Origin of the sequence: Nocardia sp. NPDC059154 (genome assembly GCF_042755705.1) — a bacterium.
Lineage (GTDB): Bacteria > Actinomycetota > Actinomycetes > Mycobacteriales > Mycobacteriaceae > Nocardia.
Map to the genome: position 1 here is coordinate 20,895 of NZ_JBHZCS010000088.1, position 18,881 is coordinate 39,775.

The following is an 18,881-nucleotide window of genomic DNA, read 5'->3' on the forward strand; positions in this document are numbered from 1 at the left end:
AACTCTTCGCCGACGCCGAATTCCAGAAGAAGCTCGACTGGATGGCCGACTTCGTGAAGTCGGAGGTCTATCCGCTCGAGCTGGTCGATCTGGACTGGCCGCAGCTGCGCAAGGCCATCGCCCCGCTACAGCGCGAGGTTAAGGCCCAGGGACTCTGGGCGGCTCATCTCGGCCCAGAGCTGGGTGGACAGGGTTATGGGCAGGTCAAACTCGGCCTGATGAACGAGACCATCGGTGCGACCCTCTATGCGCCGCTGGTGTTCGGCAACCAGGCACCCGATTCCGGAAACAGCGAGATCCTCGCTGCTGTCGGAACTCCCGAACAGAAGCAACGCTGGCTCGATCCGCTCCTGGCTGGAGAGTACTGCTCGGCGTTCGCTCTGACCGAGCCCAACAATGCCGGCGCTGATCCGACGAGGCTGTCGACGACCGCGGTCCGCGACGGTGACGACTGGATCCTCAACGGCCACAAGTGGTTCATCAGCAATGCGTCGATCGCCGATTTCATGATCGTGATGGCGGTGACCGACCCTGAGGCCGAAAAACACCGTCGCGCATCGCAGTTCATCGTCCCGGCCGGCACCCCCGGCCTGAACATCGTCCGCAACATCGCGACACTCGAACACGGGCGAGTCGGTCTGGACGAGTACGGCACCCATGCGGAGGTAATCCTCGACAACGTCCGCGTGTCTGCAGACGCGATCCTGGGCGGTCCCGGCGACGGCTTCGCCATCGCTCAGAAACGTCTGGGTCCGGGCCGAATCCACCACTGCATGCGATGGATGGGCCAGGCCAGGCGCGCGTTCGACATGATGTGCGAGCGAGCGACCTATCGGTACGCGCACGGCGGTGTGCTGGCCGAGAAGCAGACCGTCCGCAACTGGATCGCAGACTCTGCCGCGGAGATGCAGGCCGCCAAGCTGATGACCCTGCATGCGGCCTGGGTAATCGACCAGCAGGGCGCGAAGGCCGCCCGTAAGGAGATCGCCTACATCAAGTACTTCGGTGCCAAGGTCCTCCACGATGTGATCGATCGCGCGATTCAGGTCCACGGGTCGCTCGGCTTCTCCACGGACCTTCCGCTCGAGGCCATGTACCGCTACGCCCGTGCAGCTCGACTCTACGACGGCCCCGATGAGGTTCACCGCGATACCGTCGCCCGGCTGATTCTGCGCGACTACACGCCGCCGGCGAACGAGGTGCCCACCGAGCACATTCCGACTCGGCGAGTTGCCGCCCAGCAACGATTCGCCGAGCTGCTCGAAACTGCCTCGGCGTAACCGCGGCCTAGCGCGCCAGACCTTCGATGACCATCGCGCGGAACTCCCGCGCGATCTCATCGGCGGTGGCGCCCCGGCGTGGCCGGTACCACTGGGACACCGAATTCACCATTCCCAGTAGACCGTTGGCCACGATCCGGTTGGCGCGGGTGAATCGACCCGCGCGATATCCCTCTTCCAGCACGCCTTCCCAGCAGTCCTGAATCTGCTGACGTAGCTCTTGCAACTGCGCCATGTGCTCCGCGCTGAGCGCATCGGCGTCGCGCACCTGGATGAGCACCTCACGACGATGCCGGGCGATGATGCCGACGTGCACGTCGATGAGCTGCCCGAGCTTCTCAACCGGGTCGACGTCCATGGCTGTCACCCGTTGCGCGCCCGCCAATGCCTTTTCGGTATAGCGCCGCAGGATCTCCCACAACAGCTCTTCCTTCGACTTGATGTGGTAATACAGCGCTCCGGGCTGCAGATCCGTCCGCGTCCCGATCTCCGCGACACTCGTGGCGTGATAGCCCACCGTGGCGAACAGCCCGATCGCTACCTCGAGGATCCGCTCGCGCGTCGCCTCCGTATTGCTGGCAACACTCCCCCGCGGCCGGCCCGGACGACGCGGAGCGCTGTTAGTCGACTGATCAGGTGCACCCACGACGGAACAGTCTAAGTGCCAACCGCGCCACGCGACTCGAGCCAGGCCGCCAGGACACGCCCCGAACGCCTGTGCCAGTGGCCCGAAAAACCCCATCTGCTGACATTAAGTCAGGAGCATGCGTCGGAAAACAGCTGGCCGAGCGACTGCACCAGCCGGAGCAGTGCACGGATACCTTGGGAGATCCCACCGCCGCGGACCACGAGACCATCACCACGTATCCCGAACCATAGTTGCATCGCTCACCGAATACCGTTGTAGCTCACCGAAACTGACTCGTTCTACCTCATCGTTGAGCCCAGTGACCCAATACGGTCGATCCTCTTGCGATCCGGGCGACTCTAGGCTTTACTACTGACATCCCATCAGTAAGCTGAATCACATCGAAAGCCTGATGGGACGTCAGTTACACCTTCGGTGCGCGACGCCGAACATGTGAGCAGAAGGAACAGCACGATGAGCACACATCCCGTCTCCCCTGAGAACTACTTCCACACCGCCTTCGTCGTCAGCGATCTCGAGCAGGCTGCGAAGGCATTGACGGCTGCCGCCGGCTACCGCTGGACGAACGTGCTGACCGCCGAGCAGGCAATCAGGTTCGGGGACGAGGAGCACCTCCTGAAGGCACGAATCCTGTACTCGATCGACGCCCCCTACATCGAGCTGGTCGAGGAGCGGCCCGGCACGATTTGGGAAATGGTTCCCGGCAACTCGCCCCACCACATCGGCTACTTCGTCGATGATCTCGACGAAGCGATCCGCGTCATGGAGGACAGCGGGTTCTCCATGGAGGCATGCCTCGTCGACAACGGCCGCTGGCCTGCGATGCTGGCGTACATGAGCCACCCTCTCGGGATGCGGATCGAGCTGGTCCAGCGGGGCGCCTTCGGCGATTGGCAGGAATTCATCCTCGCGAATCAGGCCTGATGACGGATCCACTCCGCGGATAGACAGCGCTGGAGCCCCGCGGGGACCAGCGGCGTAAGCTCGGGCGGGCTACCGACCATTCCTCGGTATCCTGCCCGAGCTTCGTTGCACCCCAACCATATTCGCGAATTGCCGGCACACACCCGGCCACATGTGTCGATAACGATCTCGGCAGGTGCGCAGAGAAGTTCCCCGAAGGAAACGATCTGCGCCCCGCGACGATGAGCCTTCATAGGGAAGATCGAGTCGCTGACCGATGAGGAGTTAACAGTGGAGCCACGCCACGCAACGATTGGGGCACCGCGCGATGTCGTGGCTCAAATCGTCGCGACGAGCTATCTCCCTTGACGGTATCCGCGCCCGACTGTCCTGCTCGATGCCAACGACGAACTGGACGCGAGCATTCCCATCTGCGGTGTGGAGCGGCCTGGGTATACAGCCGGGTGAACAACCCACGTCCTCGACAAACTACTGCGCACCGGCCGGGCGCCGAATTCCCCTACCGCCGTGGCATTCCGGTCGAGGGCACCACAGAAGCTCTGCCCTGTGGCTCAGCACACGCCGAGGCATCGATGCTGCGCGGATGTTCGGCTGAGAACGTAACGAAACGATCCGGTCGCCCGCACCGCCCGCACCGCCTGTACCGGCATGCCGACGCTGTCGGTGCCGAAGTGCTGACCGCCAGCACATCCGAATCCGCTGCCGCCGGCAGTGACGACGGCAGCCCATCTCATATCGATCGCCGCGAACTCAGCGGGACGATTTCCGCCACTGACAGCACCTCGATCTGATGGACACAGCCCATCTGCAACACCTCTGCTCGCACGACGGCACCGCCTCGCCACGCGCACAGCGTACGCAGTCGGTCGTCGCGGGTCTCACGACGTTCACCCAGTGTCCCCTCACTCTGCCGGACGACTTACTGGTAGCAACAGCTTTCACGGACAGCAAAACGGCCCCCGAGAAATACCGGGGGCCGTCGGTACGGCGGACTAACCGCCAGCGTTGTGTCGCAATAGATCAGCGCGCACGTGCCAGCCGTTCGGCGGCATCCTCGGGCACGCCCAGTTCCATGCTCCGCTCTGATCGAAGGGCGGCGTCACGATTGGCTTGAAGCCGACGCGCATACAGCGACTTGTAGATTCGGTTGGTCCCAGGGGAATTCGCTGCGATCGCGGCGGCCAGATCGCCGACAGCGGTCGCCAAATCGGCTACGGGGACGCACCGATCGACCAGGCCGATCCGCTCGGCCTCGACACCGTCGATTACCCGGCTGGTGAAGCTGAGCTCCTTCGCGCGCGAAACACCCACCCGTTCGGGCAACCGGACCGACATGCCCCAGACAGGAATGAGACCCCATTGGCCGTGCGTATCGGCCAACTTCGCACTATCCGCAGCCACCAGCAGATCGCAGGCGAGTGCAAGCTCCAGACCGCCTGTCAGGCAATGTCCGTGAATCTGGGCGATGGTCGGTGCGGGGAATTGCTCCAGTTCGTCGATCGTCTCGGCTTCGGCGTACCGGTTCTCGGTCTCGTCGCCTGTTGCGAGAACTCTGAGATCGTGTCCAGTACAAAAGGATCGCCCGGCCCCGGCGAGGACGAGGCACCGCACGTCCTTGCGACCCGCCAATTCTGTGAGATGCGTCCTGAGCTCAGTGAAGGTGTCCGAGGTCAAGGCATTCAGCTTGTCGGGCCGATTCAGAGTCAGGGTCGCCACGCCGTTCTCCACCGCGCACAGCACCAAGGGCTCGGTCATGAATCCCTCTCGATCGAATTCGTTGTCCCACCGGCAATCTCTGCAGATGGGACCGTCGCGGCGACGCGATCCCAGTTCGCGCCGCCGCGACGGGGACTCAGGCGAAGACCTGGCCGGCTTCGGCCTTGGCGACCAGACTCGCCGGGGGCTCGAACCGCTCGCCGTACTTCGCGGCCAGGTCCTTGGCCCGCGCGACGAATCCGGCCACGCCACCCTCGTACCCGTTGATGTACTGGACGACGCCACCGGTCCAGGCGGGGTAACCGATGCCCAGGATCGAGCCGATGTTCGCGTCGGCGGTGGAGCGGAGTACACCCTCGTCGAAGCACTTGACCGTTTCGAGCGCTTCCGCGAAAAGCATGCGCTCCTTGATGTCCTCGAACGGGATCTCGTAGCCGGGCTTGCGGAAGTGCTCGTGCAGACCTTCCCACAGTCCGGCGCGCTTGCCGTCCGCATACTCGTAGAAGCCTGCACCGGTCGTACGTCCGCCGCGGCCGAATTCGTCGATCAGGCGGTCCACGACGACTTCCGAGACACTCTCGGGCCATTCGTCGCCGGCCGCGAGCACCGCAGCCTTGGTCTCTTCACGCGCTTTTCGGGCCAGCGTGAGGGTGAGCTCGTCCTGGAGCTGCAGCGGAGGAGCCGGGTACCCAGCCTGCACACCGGCCTGCTCGATCGACACGGGTTCGATGCCCTCGCCGACCATGGCGATGGCCTCCGCCACGAATTGCATGATCACCCGGCTGGTGAAGAACCCGCGGCGGTCGTTGACCACGATCGGGGTCTTGCCGATCGCCTGGGCGAGGTCGATCGTCTTGGCCAGGGTGGCATCGGTGGTCTTCTCACCCACGATGATCTCCAGCAGAGCCATCTTGTCGACCGGCGAGAAGAAGTGCATGCCGATGAAATCCTCGGGCCGAGAGACGCTTTCGGCCAACCCAGTGATCGGCAGCGTCGAGGTGTTGGAGCCCAGGAGCGCGTCACCCGCGACCACCGGCTCGATCTCACGGAACACCTTGTCCTTGATCGACGGGTCCTCGAAGACCGCCTCGATCACCAGATCCGCACCGGCCGCATCGCCGTACACGTCGGTCGGGTGAATCCGGGCCAACAGTTCATCACCCTTTTCCCGGGTGAACTGTCCACGAGAGACGGCCTTCTCGACCAGCTTGACCGAGTAGTCCTTACCGCGGTTCGCAGCCTCCACGTCCATGTCCTTGAGCACCACCTCGATGCCCGCCTTGGCGCAGACATAGGCGATACCGGCACCCATCATGCCCGCACCGAGAACAGCGACCTTGGTGAAGGAATGCTTGGGGTAACCCTCGGGGCGTGAGCCACCGGACTTGATGTGCTGCATGTCGAAGAAGAACGCCTGGATCATGTTCTTCGCGACCTGACCGGTGGCCAGCTCCGTGAGATAGCGCGATTCGATCGTCGAGGCGACGTCGAAGCTGACCTGGCTGCCCTCGACCGCGGCTGCCAGGATCGCCCGCGGTGCAGGCAGATTCGTACCCTTGATCTGCTTACGCAGGCCCGCGGTCATCAGCGGCAGTGTCGCGGCGAAGCTCGCGTTCGCCGGGGTGCCACCAGAGATCTTGTATCCCTTGACATCCCAGGGCTGTACCGGAGCCGGGTTGTCGAGAATCCACTTACGCGCGGAGGCGAGCAGCTCCTCCGGGCTGTCGACGACCTCGTCGATCAGTCCCACTTCGAGCGCCTTGGCCGGGGTCAGCCGCGGACCCTGCAGCAGGACGTCGGTCAGCGCCTTGTGTACGCCCAGCATCCGCACGGTGCGCACGATGCCACCGCCGCCGGGCAACAGGCCCAAGCCCACCTCGGGCAGGCCGATCTGAATGCGGCTGTCCGACAGCGCGATCCGGTGATGCGTAGCCAGGGCGATCTCGAGTCCACCGCCGAGCGCGGCGCCGTTGATCGCGGCGACGACCGGCTTGCCGAGAGTCTCCAGCCGACGCAGCTGGGCCTTGATCGCTTCGGTGTTGGTGAAGAACTCGCCGGCGTTCTCCTTGCTCGTCGCGATCAGGTCGTTCAGATCGCCGCCGGCGAAGAAGGTCTTCTTCGCCGAGGTCAGGATCACGCCGGTGATCGAGTCCTTCTCCGCCTCGAGGCGCTCGAGGACAGCGCTCATCGACGCCACGTGGCGGTCGTTCATGGTGTTGGCGGACTGGGCCGGGTCGTCCATGGTCAGCACGACGATGCCGTCGGCTCCGGACTCCCAGCGAATCGTGTTGTCGCTCATGGTGTGGTCGGTCTTCCTTTTCCTGCTGAGAGTCACACTCGTTCGATGAGGGTCGCGATGCCCATGCCGCCGCCGATGCACAGCGTGATGACGGCGCGGCGCAGCTCACGCCGTTCGAGCTCGTCCACCATCGTTCCGAGGATCATCGCGCCGGTCGCGCCCAGCGGGTGGCCCATGGCGATGGCACCGCCGTTGACGTTGAGCTTCTCGTCCGGGATGCCCAAGTCCTTCTGGTACTTCAGGGCGACGGCCGCGAAAGCCTCGTTGATTTCGAACAGGTCGATGTCGTCGACGGTCAATCCGGTGTTCGCCAACAGCTTCCGCGTCGCCGGGGTGGGGCCGGTGAGCATGATCGTGTTGTCCGCGCCGGAGGTGGCGGCAGAAACGACCCGTGCCCGTGGGACGAGCCCGAAGTCCTTGCCGGCCTTCTCACTTCCGAGCAGCACCAGCGCCGCGCCATCGACGATGCCGGACGAGTTGCCGCCGTGGTGGACGTGGTTGATCTTCTCGACCCAGTGGTATTTCTGCAGTGCGACGGCGTCGAAGCCCATGTCGCCCATTGCCGCGAACGACGGGCGCAGCCGGCTCAGGTCCTCGACGGTGGTCCCCGGTCGCATGTGCTCGTCGCGGTCGAGGACCGTCACACCGTTCTGGTCCAGCACCGGGATGACCGAGTTGCCGAAGTAGCCGTTGGCCCATGCATTGGCCGCCAGGTCCTGCGAACGCACCGCATATTGGTCGACCGTGTCGCGAGAGAAGCCTTCCATGGTGGCGATGAGGTCGGCGCCGATGCCCTGGGCCACGAAGTAGGTGTCGTAGGCGATGGCGGGGTCGTTCATCATCGCGCCGCCGTCGGAGCCCATAGCCACCCGCGACATCGACTCCACGCCGCCGCCGATCACCAACTGCTCGAAACCGGATCGCACCTTCTGGGCGGCGACGTTGACGGCTTCCAGACCGGATCCACAGAAACGGTTGAGCTGGAATCCGGACACCGTCTCCGGCAGGCCGGCGACAACCGCCGCCGTACGCGCGATACATCCACCCTGGTCGCCGAGCGGGCTGACGACACCCAGCACGATGTCCTCGATTCCCGCGGGGTCGAGGCCGGGGTGCCGCTTGCGCAGTTCGTCGATCAGGCCGACCAACAGCGAGACCGGCTTGATTCCGTGCAGAGAACCGTTCTCCTTGCCACGGCCGCGCGGCGTGCGGATCGCGTCGTAAATGAATGCCTCGGCAGTCACACAAACATTCCTTTCTGTCGCAGAGTCAGTAACGACCCCGCAGTACCCACTTCACTATCTACAACTACTGACAATAAGTCAATAAAGATCGAATACGGCTCCCCGACCTCGATTGATAGCTTCAGGGGACCACCCTGGCCCGGGTCGGGCGACGGTAGTTGACACGCCCGCCGATGGGCGCGATCAGCCGCGAAACCGGCTGCGGCTCAGTGGATTTCCAAATGCTTGCGAAGGTCCGTCTTCAGCACCTTGCCGCTGGCATTACGCGGCAGAACGTCGAGGACCGTCAGGCGCTTCGGGCACTTGTAGACTGCCAGCCGCTCGCGGCACCACTGCTCCACTTCGGCGGGCGTCGGAGGATTGTCCGGGTCATCGGCGACCACCACAGCCAGCGGCACCTCGCCCCACTTCTCGTCCGGCACACCGATCACCGCGACGTCGGCGACCTTTGGATGTTCGGCGATAGTGTTCTCGACTTCGGCGCAGTAGATGTTCTCGCCACCGGAGATGATCATGTCCTTGAGCCGGTCCACCACATAGAAGTAGCCGTCCTCGTCTTGCCGGACGAGGTCGCCGGAATGGAACCAGCCGCCATAGAACGCGGCCTCGGTCGCAGCCGGATTGTTCCAGTATTCGCGCATCACTGTGGGCCCGCGGTACACGATCTCGCCCACGTCGCCGACCGCCACGTCGTTCATCTCCGCGTCGACAACGCGGACCTCCACGTTCAGCATCGGCGTACCCACCGACCCGATCTTCCGCAGGGCATCCTCGCCCATCAGAACCGTTGTCACCGGGCTGGTTTCCGTCATACCGAACATGCTGTAGAACATCGTGCCCGGGAACGCGTCCATCATCTTGTGGAGCAGCGCCGGTGTCGCGGGCGCAGCACCCCAGGCAGCAGCCCGCAGAGCCGAGAGGTCATGCTCGCCGATATCGGTTCTGTCGCAGATCAGTTGCCATTGCGCCGGCACGAAGTTGCAGACATTGATCCGTTCGCGCGCCAGCAACTCGATGGTTTCCCCGGCGTTGAACGCACTCATCCTCGCGATCACCGTGGTGTCACCGCGAAACAGGGGCGGCAGAATGCCGGCGACACCTGCGATATGGAACAGCGGAGTCGCGGCCAGCCAGATCTCGCAGTCGCGCGGATAGGAAAGGTGGATGAGCAGGCTCGAGGTGTGGATCAGCAGGTTGTAGTGCGTGAGAACCGCACCCTTTGGCCGGCCCGTCGTACCCGAGGTGTACATGATCAAAGCGGGCGTCTGCTCGTCCACCTCGATGCGGACCTCGGCCGCGGTGGATGTATCGAGCACGTGATCGTAGCTCTCCCAACCCGTTTCGGGGTGCGGGCTGCCGCCGATCACGATGCGATGCCGCAGCGCGGTCACCTGCTCCCGCGCCTTGTCGACAACGGGAGCAAGCACATCGTCGACAATGATCACCGAGACACCGCTGTCCTTGAGGATGTACGCCATCTCGTCGGCGACCAATCGAAAATTCACCGGAACCGTAATGGCGCCGAGTCGCGCGGAAGCCAGGTATGCCTCTACGGTTTCGATATTGTTCAGGGTAAGCACCGCGATCCGGTCGCCCGGCCGGACGCCGCGCTCCAACAGCGCGTTGGCAAGGCGGTTTACGCGATCGTCGAGCGCCGCATAGGTGCGGTCGATACCTTCGAATCGGTAGGCAACGCGGTCCGGGATCTTCCTCGCATGCCGGGCAAGCACATCGCTGATCGTGGTTCGCTGCTGGGCCATGAATGACATGGGTTGTTCTTTCTCCTCACCGTCTGACGCGGCCGTACGAGAACTGTGTTTGGAAGTGGGTGGTCGACAGCGCCCCGAGCGCGCTACTCAGTCGACCCACTCATCGAGGGCGGCGCGCACAATCTGTTCCGGCGCTTCCCAATTGAGCATGTGCCCCGCATCCGCGATGTAGTCGATTCGCGCATCCTGCGTGCGCGCCACGACCAACTCGGCGTGCCATGACGGGGTGGTTTGATCCGCCGTGCCGGTCAGGACATACAGAGGCACATCGATACCAGGCAGAAACTCCTGGACCGATTCCTTGCGAAGCATGGAGACGACCGGTCCCAGGGCGGAAGGAATCGCGGCCATCGCCAGCCGCGACGCTTCCAGGACGGTGGGAGACGCCCCCGGGCCCAGGCTCTGCGCCGCCATGATGGAACCGATCCTCCGGCCGCGCGCCAGTCGCTGGGCAAGCCCGCGCTGGATCAGCGGGCCTTGCAGAAGCACAGTCGGCGCACCCTTGGCAGCATTCCCGGTTACGGGGCTCACCAGCACGGCCCGGCTGATTCGCTTACGAAACGCCGGGTCCGCGAGCAGCCCCAGCGCGACGAAGTTCCCCATCGAATGGCACACAAGGGTGGCGTCTCGCAGGTCGTAATGCTCCGCGACTGCCAAGAGGTCGCCGCGGAATTGCTTGGAGCCGACGCCCTCGGACCCGATCGACGAGCGTCCGTGTCCTCTCTGGTCGTACGCGACAACGCGACGGTCGTGTGCGACCAAGGCCGGCTGAATCAGCGAGTAGCTCTCGGCAGGAACACCGAATCCGTGCACCAGCAGCACATCCTTGCCAGCTCCTGCCTCCACAACCCGCAGTGTGGTGCCATCGGGTCGATCGATGGTGCCTTCGGTTCCTGCCAGCTTCCGCAACAGATCGGGGACCGCGGGCCCGGCGGCCTTCGGCGAGCGGTCAGGGTTCCGGTTCATTCGTGTGCGCTCCCTTCGAACTACCACCTTCGACAACGAAGGTCGGCACGAGAAGTGTAACTGACATCAAGTCAGTATTGGAACAGTTCGGGGCCGGGAAATGTGCACCAATCCAGGGTGGAAGTCTGCCGATTCACGCAGCTCATCGGCTTGATGCTGTCGCCTATCCGCCTTGTCGCCCGTACAGCACGAAACGCCCGATCACCCCGCAACAACCATCGAAATCGCCCCAGTTCAGCCGCATTGGCGGAAGGAAGTCGTTACTGCCTTTCTGCCAGTAGATACAGCCGTCCAGGTAGTATCGACACGTGCCTGCGACAAGTGCCACCGACTCTTCCAAGTCTCGTCGCGTCCGGATGGACGGCGAGGAACGCCGCCGCCAGATCGTCGAGACTGCCCAACGCCTGTTCTCCCAACGCCCCTACTCCGAGGTGTCGACGGCGGAGATCGCAGACGCAGTGGGTATCGGCCGCCCAAACCTGCACTACCACTTCCGAACCAAGCGAGACCTCTACGTAGAGGTTGTCCGCAATTTCGCGCGACTGCCTCCCCCGCCGCGGGTGCGCAAGCGACGGGGCACCCTCGAAGAGCACATCCGCCACACGCTCGACGGGTGGCTGGATGTCGTATGGGAAAACCGTGGCACCTTCATGACCATCTTCGAGGCCGGTCCGATCAACAACGATCGCGAAATCGAGGACATCCTCGAAGACGGACGTGAAGCATGGGCCGCACGCATGGCCGAACTACTCGAACTTCCCGGCGGTGCAACACGACCCGCACGTGCACTGATCAGAAGCTTCCAGTCGATGGCCGAGACCGCAGTCGACGAGTGGGTGAGGCGCGACAGGTTGTCACGCGACGACGTGCTTCTCCTGCTCACCAAAGCGCTACTTGCGGTGGCGAACGACGTCGTGCCCAGCGTGCTGAACCCTGCCACCGCCTCACGAAGCAACGGTCGGACGTAGCCGAGGCTTCTGGAGCTCATCTTCGTTGGCCCGTCGGGGTCTTCGCGATTGCGCGGACTCCGACGCAGCCGCCCTCGACCTATCCCGTCGCACCCGATGACAGCTCGATGGCCCGAGGCGCCACCTTGTAGGTGAGCGAGTAGTTCTCCACGTCGAAACGGCTGAGGACCTTGGCCTGATCCCTCATGGATCCCGGCCAGGCTGCGGTGTTCACACCCTCATCGTTCACGTAGAAGCTGGTGCACCCGCCGGAATTCCACACGGACCCGGCCAGTTTGGCGTCCTTGAAACGCACCCATACGTCCTCGACCTCAGGTTGCACCTCGACGGTTTCGATCCCACGCTGCCGCATCGTCGAGATCGCCGAACCGATGTAGTGAGCCTGCGCCTCAACGGTGAACGGCACCGATGCGGAACCGCTGTTCGGTCCGGCAACGATAAATGCGTTGGGACATCCTGCCATGGTGGTGCCGAGGTAGGTGCGCGGTGTGCCTGCAAACTTCTCCGCCAGCCGCCGACCGTCCCGACCGCGGACCCGCTCCAGAACCTGAAGACCGAATTTGAAGCCGGTGGCGAAGATGATCGTGTCCGCCTTGAACTCTCGCCCATCGGAGGCGATGACCGAGTTCTCGCAGATCTCAGCGAGGCCCGAGTCGACGAAGTCGACATTCTCGGCGGCCACCGCAGGGTAGAACTCACTCGACAGCAGCATCCGCTTGCACCCGACCTGGTAGTCCGGAGTCAGCTTGGCCCGCAGCTCCGGATCGGCGATCGATTTCCGAAGGTGGCGACGCGCGACCCGCTCGAGCAGATACGAGTACTGGGGTTTCATCGTCGTCACCACGAGAGTCTCCGCCAATGCGAGCATCAGGGCTCGCAACACTCGTTGCCGAATCAGACCACGGCGGCGACCAACCTGCGCATGGACCACGTCCGGCTTGGGCACAATCCACGTCGGCGTGCGCTGTAGGAGAACCAACCGTTCAACCTTCGGCTGGATCTGGGGAACGATCTGAATGGCGGAGGCGCCGGTTCCCACCACTGCGATGCGCCTGCCGGCCGGATCGAAGTCCGCGGGCCAATCCGTGGAGTGGAACATTTCGCCTGTGAATCGGTCCGCTCCGGGAATGGCAGGGACCGTCTTGGTTTCGAACACGCCGGTTGCGAGGATCAGAAACCGAGCACGGAAGGTGCCATTCGTGGTCTCACACACCCAACGGCGCGTTGCTTCGTCCCAGGCAGCGTCGAGCAGCTCGGTGTTGAGCCGAACATCCTTGACGATGTCGTTCTCAGCAGCAACCCGCTGGAGGTAGTTCCGGATCTCGTCGCCGTGCGCAAAAAGACGACTCCACACAGCGGGCTGCATTCCGTAGCTGTACGCCGGCGACGGCACGTCGCAAGCGACGCCCGGGTAGCGGTTCTGATGCCACACCCCGCCGAGCTGACTCCCCTTCTCCAAGATAACGATCTTGTCCAAGCCATGCTGCTTCAACGCGATCGCAGTGCGTATGCCGGACATACCTCCGCCGACGACTACCGCTTCCACCTCGTCGGCCAAAGCATCCGCCCCCTGCTCCGGTCCGGCATTCGCACTCATATCCGTACGCCTCCTTGCGTCGTTCCAACGACAGATCTTTGCTGGACTCGATGTCTAGCGAGATCCGACTCACACAAGGTACTGACATGATGACAGTATCGCAAACGCGATCCTCAAAGCTCCCGGATTGCGGCTCAGCGGTGAGATAGCCGCAGCTAGTAGCGGCTGAAGCATCCATTCAGCCATATCCCAGCCGCATCGAGACAAGAGTTCGGCAGCCCGAATGCGAGGCGGAGTCGGCCAAAACCACAGCCTAGCTGGTTGTTCTACTGACATCGTGACAGTATGATTTGAAGAAGGTCCTAACCAATGGAGGTTTCCTTGTCCGTGATCCTGACGGAGGAGCAGCGCGCGTTCGCCACGGCGATCCGGGAGTTCTGCGAGCGAGAAGCCGGCACCCGGGAGCAACTGACCGCTCTCTCTGACGAGCGTCTCCGTGGTCACAACCGCGATCTCTACGAGAAGCTCGCGAAGCTCGGCTACGTCGGCGTGAGTGTCCCGGAGGCCTATGGCGGCGGGGGCGGGGGCGCCGTGGAACTCTGCCTGATGATCGAGGAGGTCAACCGGGGACTGCTCCCAGTCGCCGGACTCGGTGTCAGCATGATTGTCTCCGGCCCCTATGACCGGTTCGGCACGGAAGCGCAGAAACAGGAAATCCTCGGCGGAATCTGCGCGGGACGAGTGGAAGCCATCGCGATGAGCGAACCCGACGCAGGGTCCGACGTTGCCAACCTGTCCACCCGCGCAGTCCTGGTCGATGACCACTACGTCATCAACGGACAGAAGATGTGGACTACCGCGGCGCACGTCGCGGACCATCTCCTGGTCGTCTGCCGGACCGACCCCAAGAGCGATAAGCACGAGGGCCTGAGCATGATCAGCGTCCCGACCGACACACCGGGCCTGACGATCCGCGGCATCGAGACCATGGGCGGGAGCGAGGTGAACGAAGTCTTCTTCACCGATGTCACCGTCCCTGCCGATCGGCTGCTGGGTGTGCCCGGCAACGGCTGGCGGCAGTTGATGGCCGGGCTCAATCATGAACGGCTGCTGTGCGCGGCCCAGGGTGTCGGCCGGGCCCAGCGAGCATTCGACGACGTCCTCGCGTACGTCAAGCAGCGCAAGCAGTTCGGGCAGACAATCGGCAGCTTCCAGGCGGTTCGCCACCGGCTCGCCGATCTGGCCACTGCGATCGAATCCACCCGCCACTTCGTGTACGGCATCGCCCGCCTGGTCGATGAGAACCCTGGCAAGACCTACCCGCGGGAAGCGTCGATGGCGAAGCTGCAGGCCGCCGAGCTCGCCAAGCGCACCACCCTGGAAGCCATGCAGATGATGGGCGGCGCGGGCTATGCGGTCGAGTTCGGCATGGAAAGCCAGTTCCGCCAGGCGATGGCCATCACCATCGGCGGTGGCGTTGCCGAGATTCAGCGCGATATCATCGCCAAGACCTACGGACTGTGAGGGCATCGGAGATGCAAAAGGCTGACCGGCCCTTGCTCGGTGGTGCGGTCGTCACCGGCGCGGGCAGCGGTCTGGGCAGGGCGATCGCACTGCGTCTGCTCGAGGAAGGCTACGGCGTCGTGGTCGCCGACGTGAACCTCGAATCGGGTTACGGCACCATGCGTCTCGCCGAAGAAGCTGGATACGCGGACGCGATCCACTTCGAGCAGACCGACGTCATCGACGAAGCCGATATCGAGCGCGCAGTCCAAGCTGCTGTATCGCATTTCGGCCGACTTGCCGTGATGGTCAACAACGCAGGGATCGCCGGAGCGTTCGGCCCGCTCACCGAAATAACCGCCCAGGATTGGGACTTCACCCACGCGGTCCTGCTGCGGGCGGTATTCCTCGGTACCAAGCACGCCGCTCGAGCGTTCCTTGCCCAGGACCAACCCGGAGTCGTGGTCAACATCGCGTCCGCGGCCGGCTACACCGCAGGGCTGGCAACCCATGCCTACTCTTCAGCCAAGTCGGCGGTCATCGCACTTACCCGGACTACCGCTCTCGAGCTTGCCGCCCACCGCATTCGGGTCGTGGCGATCAGTCCGGGGGTTATCCCGACACCCATATCCGGTCGCTTGGACGATCAGTTCGAAGCGGCTCTCGACACTGCTCAGCCCTGGCCCGAGCATGGGACGGCCGAGCAGGTCTCCGGCGTAGTCGCTTTCGCGGTCGGTAAGGACGCAGAGTTCATCACCGGCGAGTCGATCGTTGTCGACGGAGGTCTGCTGACACACGGTCCCGGACCGCAACTCCTTACCTCCCTTGGACTTCAGACGCCACGCGTCGCCGGGATCAGGTACGCCTCCTCGGACAAAGGCGCAACCACCGAGATCCGGGGGCGCTGAGGAGGCCCGCATCACAGACCCGCGCCACTAAGTCTCTCGCGTGGCGCGGCGTGCCGTCATCGCGCGCCAACCGTCATCAGCGCGATGGCGGCACACCCATTTTCGGACCCTTTCCCCTTGCTCCCAGCTCTGCACGATCACTGGAGGCCGAAATCAGCGAATCGCCGACGAAATCCGTTGCACCCGAGGCGCGCACGCGGAAGCCGCGGGCAGACGCCGCCCGCAATCGTCGCCGAATCCTGGACGCTGCCGACAGGCTCCTCGCGCGGCATGGTGGCGGTGTGACCCTTGACGATGTCGCCGAAGAGGCGGGGGTTGGGGTCGGCACAGCGTATCGACATTTCGGCAACAAGCATGATCTGATCGCCGAAGTGCTATCCGAGTATCTCGACCAGATCAGAGAGATCATCCGCCAGTCGGACCGAGACCCTGACCCGTGGCGCGCCTTAGTACGGATGCTCGAGAGGACCTGTGAGCTGATCGCCGGAAACCACGCGTTCGTCGGAGCCATGACCGGATCGGGGACGGACTCAACGGTTTTCGATCAGTACGAGGCGAGCATCGACTACGCACTCGACAATCTGCTCAGGCGAGCCCGCAGCAGCGGTGCGCTGCGGACGGAGATCACCAGCGCCGACATCTGGGGCACTATCTCGATGGTGAACAGCATCGCGGTGTTCACTCGTCAAGTGGCCCCGGACAATTGGCGTCGACACTTGGCGCTCATCCTCAATGGAATTCGCAGCGATTCGACGCCCGCGCTTCCCGTTCCGAAGCCATCGTTGACTACCGAGCAGATCAGGCAGGCCCGGGCCGCGACAGCGAAGAAACGGCGGCGGTAGGAATCAGACCTGCAGCAGTCTGTCGAGTTCAGCCAACCGGCGCTCGACCTGACGCAGGTAGCTGTCGAACTCGGTTTCGCCACTTGCCACGGCCGAGGCGAAGGCCGCCAGTGCCGTGCCCATGATCGCAGCCGCCAGGGTCAGCACCGCCGGATCATCGATCCGCTGACCGAGTCTGCGCGCGATTCCTTCCTCTCATGACTCAGTGGTCCGGCGAAAGGTATCGAAGAACGCGTTCTGCAGGGCCGGCGTCCGAACGATCAACGTGAATCGCGCGCAGAGGTCTTCGGACCGGGATTCGTACAGGTCGACCACGACGGCCCGAGCAGCTTGAATCACGCGAAGCTCAGCCGGGGCTTTGGCAATCGCGTCGGGAATCGAGCGATCGACCAGGCCGTCCAGGACGATCTGCTCCTTGCTTGCGAAATACCGGGATACGGTGCGGGTCGAGACGTTGGCCGCTTCGCCGATCTGATCGGTGGTCGTCTCCGCGAATCCCTGCGCAAAGAACAGTCGTAGCGCTTTCTGCTCGATCAAGGCGCGGGTAGACAGCTTCTTCCTCTCGCGGAGCCCATACTTCCTCACCAGCACCTCCTTGTGTGGGACGGGCCGCGCGATTGCGGGATCGATTTGTAAATGCCGCGTCCAGCCGGAGCGAAACCGAATCTGCCGCCACCGCAGGGGGTAACCGCGGCGGCGGCAGGCGCGCCACTATGTGGGTAGGCAAGGGTCGTCATCGACCCCGTGGCGCGAGCTTCGGGGGGTGTGCCGTCACCGCGCTGGCGGCTGAAATTCAGATCGTGATGACGACACACCACACGCCACGGTTGCAGGCCGTGGCGCGAGCTCGTTGGTACTCCGTGCGACGACTTCTCGTACACGGCAAGAGCTCTGCGACGGGGCCGGCCGGGCAACCGTCGCCAACGATCTTCCCCGATGGTCGAGCCGGAAGGTTGTCGCAAGTTGGAACACTCTCGAAAAGCCTTCGTGTTCATCCTGTTCCGAAGGTCGCCAGTCCCAACTCAATTGCAGGTCCCGAGGAGCCAGCCGCCCTCAGACCGTGTCTGCCGGCCTCGATACGCTACGGACACTGCGGCCGGAAAGGATACGGTGATCAGCCGTCGGACTATCGGCCGGTGCAGTCAGTTTGGAGCCTGCCGATGCGTGTGCATCCCGCCGACCGCGAGGTTAGCGGGAGGACCCCCGGCTCTGGAGGTCCATGCGGTCGAACACCGATTCAAGGGTATGTCCCGCGGATTTACCGGACCGATAGCCGCCCAACTGCCTGTGACAGAGCAGCCTTCAATTCCAAGCCCCCACCGCGCCCAGAGTCCTCTTGCCGCCCATAGTCCTTGCCCGCTAGGCGATCACCTGCCGGCAATTCTCTGATAGCCAGGTCCAACGCCCTGCCGCCGAATTCTCCAGTGCCGACCAACTTCTCGTAATGCCGGGACTTTCGCGGTTATCGCAACAACGTACAACGTCAGCGACCGCTATCTGCGTGTGCGTGACTTGTTCGCTGGGTATGACCCCAGCAGCGGCTTTATGAAGATCGTGGCAGATGCGCAGCTTCGCGTCGACAGATCGTTCCTCTCGATCGCCGACACCTTGTGGGAGCGCCGAGACACACTGTTGCGGGACCAGACGGCGGCCGTGCGCGTGCAGATGCCGGCGCCGTTGAACGTTGGGGAAGGCACCGGTCCCCTCATATCGGCGTATATCCACACGACGCTGGGACGTAACGTCATCCTGCAAATGTGGAATAAGGCTCAGGCTCGCACGGCTAGGCTCAGGATCTCCTCGATCGCGCAGCCCGGAATCAGCAGCGCCACAACCGAACCCGGCCAGAACAAGACAACCGTCGACGACTCTGAGGCCGAGGGATCCGACAAAGAGATCGATTTGGATTAGGGACCAGCACGGTAGATCGCAGGAACGGTGAGGTCAGCGAGTCGGACGTGACCGTGGCGACGTCGATGGTGGCCCAATAGGTGCAACTGCGTCTGTGATGTCTCAGCGAGGGCACGGTCCTCGCCGCCATATATCGTGTGGTGTCTTGGAGGGTGCCGTCACCGCGGGGAACTTCGGGCAAGGCCGCGGTGACGGCACGTCGCGCCACTGCGACGGGGTGTGACGCGAGCTTTCTCAGGGGTGTCGTCCCCACGCGCGAAATGGAGGTCGGCAGCGCGGTGACGACACAACGCGCCACCGGAACGGGGGTTGGGTGATGGTGGCGCGGGCTTCTGGATACCCCAAACACCCTTAGTTCCTCCGTG

The 18,881-nt window shown here is 63.7% G+C and carries 16 protein-coding genes; 7 read left to right on the top strand and 9 right to left on the bottom strand.

The annotated features are described in order from the left end of the window. Positions 1-41 precede the first annotated feature (41 nt). Complete coding sequence (locus ACFXN1_RS44855; RefSeq protein WP_379444173.1) at positions 42-1,280, top strand: acyl-CoA dehydrogenase family protein; 1,239 nt, start codon at positions 42-44, stop codon at positions 1,278-1,280. A 7-nt stretch (positions 1,281-1,287) separates the two neighbouring features. Here the strand turns inward: ACFXN1_RS44855 and ACFXN1_RS44860 are convergent, their stop codons facing one another. Next, positions 1,288-1,926, bottom strand: coding sequence for a TetR family transcriptional regulator (locus ACFXN1_RS44860; protein ID WP_379444153.1), 639 nt, complete (start codon positions 1,924-1,926; stop codon positions 1,288-1,290). A gap of 456 nt (positions 1,927-2,382) precedes the next feature. Here ACFXN1_RS44860 and ACFXN1_RS44865 point away from each other — a divergent pair, with 456 nt between their 5' ends. Continuing rightward, a complete protein-coding gene (locus ACFXN1_RS44865; RefSeq protein ID WP_379444154.1) occupies positions 2,383-2,853 on the top strand; it encodes a VOC family protein in 471 nt (156 codons plus the stop codon). 1,020 nt (positions 2,854-3,873) lie between these two features. Here ACFXN1_RS44865 and ACFXN1_RS44870 read toward each other — a convergent pair. The 5 genes from ACFXN1_RS44870 to ACFXN1_RS44890 form a co-directional block, all read right to left on the bottom strand. Continuing rightward, entirely contained in the window at positions 3,874-4,581 is a 708-nt protein-coding gene (locus ACFXN1_RS44870; RefSeq protein ID WP_379444156.1) for an enoyl-CoA hydratase/isomerase family protein, read from the bottom strand. A 124-nt stretch (positions 4,582-4,705) separates the two neighbouring features. Then, positions 4,706-6,868 (bottom strand): 3-hydroxyacyl-CoA dehydrogenase NAD-binding domain-containing protein, encoded by a 2,163-nt coding sequence (locus ACFXN1_RS44875; RefSeq protein ID WP_379444157.1) that lies wholly within the window; start codon positions 6,866-6,868, stop codon positions 4,706-4,708. Positions 6,869-6,900: 32 nt separating this feature from the next. After that, the gene (locus ACFXN1_RS44880) at positions 6,901-8,112 is read right to left on the bottom strand and encodes an acetyl-CoA C-acetyltransferase (RefSeq protein ID WP_379444159.1); all 1,212 of its coding nucleotides are present in this window, start codon (positions 8,110-8,112) and stop codon (positions 6,901-6,903) included. 206 nt (positions 8,113-8,318) lie between these two features. After that, positions 8,319-9,881 carry a long-chain-fatty-acid--CoA ligase gene (locus tag ACFXN1_RS44885; RefSeq protein ID WP_379444160.1) on the bottom strand — a complete coding sequence of 521 codons (1,563 nt, stop codon included), beginning with the start codon at positions 9,879-9,881 and terminating at the stop codon, positions 8,319-8,321. 87 nt (positions 9,882-9,968) lie between these two features. Further along, the gene (locus ACFXN1_RS44890; protein WP_379444161.1) at positions 9,969-10,703 is read right to left on the bottom strand and encodes an alpha/beta fold hydrolase; all 735 of its coding nucleotides are present in this window, start codon (positions 10,701-10,703) and stop codon (positions 9,969-9,971) included. A gap of 500 nt (positions 10,704-11,203) precedes the next feature. On the opposite strand from ACFXN1_RS44890, the gene ACFXN1_RS44895 reads away from it, so the two are divergent. Continuing rightward, positions 11,204-11,815: a TetR/AcrR family transcriptional regulator gene (locus ACFXN1_RS44895; RefSeq protein ID WP_379444163.1), complete on the top strand. Its 612-nt coding sequence runs from the start codon at positions 11,204-11,206 to the stop codon at positions 11,813-11,815. Between the two features lie 79 nt (positions 11,816-11,894). Here the strand turns inward: ACFXN1_RS44895 and ACFXN1_RS44900 are convergent, their stop codons facing one another. Further along, positions 11,895-13,412, bottom strand: coding sequence for a flavin-containing monooxygenase (locus ACFXN1_RS44900; protein WP_379444164.1), 1,518 nt, complete (start codon positions 13,410-13,412; stop codon positions 11,895-11,897). Positions 13,413-13,733: 321 nt separating this feature from the next. On the opposite strand from ACFXN1_RS44900, the gene ACFXN1_RS44905 reads away from it, so the two are divergent. From ACFXN1_RS44905 to ACFXN1_RS44915, 3 genes are read left to right on the top strand one after another with little or no spacing between them, the layout of a single operon-like run. Beyond that, positions 13,734-14,876 carry an acyl-CoA dehydrogenase family protein gene (locus tag ACFXN1_RS44905; protein ID WP_379444165.1) on the top strand — a complete coding sequence of 381 codons (1,143 nt, stop codon included), beginning with the start codon at positions 13,734-13,736 and terminating at the stop codon, positions 14,874-14,876. 11 nt (positions 14,877-14,887) lie between these two features. Continuing rightward, a complete protein-coding gene (locus tag ACFXN1_RS44910) occupies positions 14,888-15,763 on the top strand; it encodes an SDR family NAD(P)-dependent oxidoreductase (protein WP_379444167.1) in 876 nt (291 codons plus the stop codon). 50 nt (positions 15,764-15,813) lie between these two features. Next, positions 15,814-16,605, top strand: a complete 792-nt coding sequence (locus tag ACFXN1_RS44915) for a TetR/AcrR family transcriptional regulator (RefSeq protein WP_379444168.1) — start codon at positions 15,814-15,816, stop codon at positions 16,603-16,605. Positions 16,606-16,608: 3 nt separating this feature from the next. Here the strand turns inward: ACFXN1_RS44915 and ACFXN1_RS44920 are convergent, their stop codons facing one another. Beyond that, positions 16,609-16,791: a hypothetical protein gene (locus ACFXN1_RS44920; RefSeq protein ID WP_379444175.1), complete on the bottom strand. Its 183-nt coding sequence runs from the start codon at positions 16,789-16,791 to the stop codon at positions 16,609-16,611. Positions 16,792-16,800: 9 nt separating this feature from the next. Then, entirely contained in the window at positions 16,801-17,190 is a 390-nt protein-coding gene (locus tag ACFXN1_RS44925; protein WP_379444169.1) for a TetR/AcrR family transcriptional regulator, read from the bottom strand. A 960-nt stretch (positions 17,191-18,150) separates the two neighbouring features. Between ACFXN1_RS44925 and ACFXN1_RS44930 the strand changes: the two genes are divergently transcribed. Further along, positions 18,151-18,516 carry a hypothetical protein gene (locus ACFXN1_RS44930; protein ID WP_379444171.1) on the top strand — a complete coding sequence of 122 codons (366 nt, stop codon included), beginning with the start codon at positions 18,151-18,153 and terminating at the stop codon, positions 18,514-18,516. Positions 18,517-18,881 lie beyond the last annotated feature (365 nt).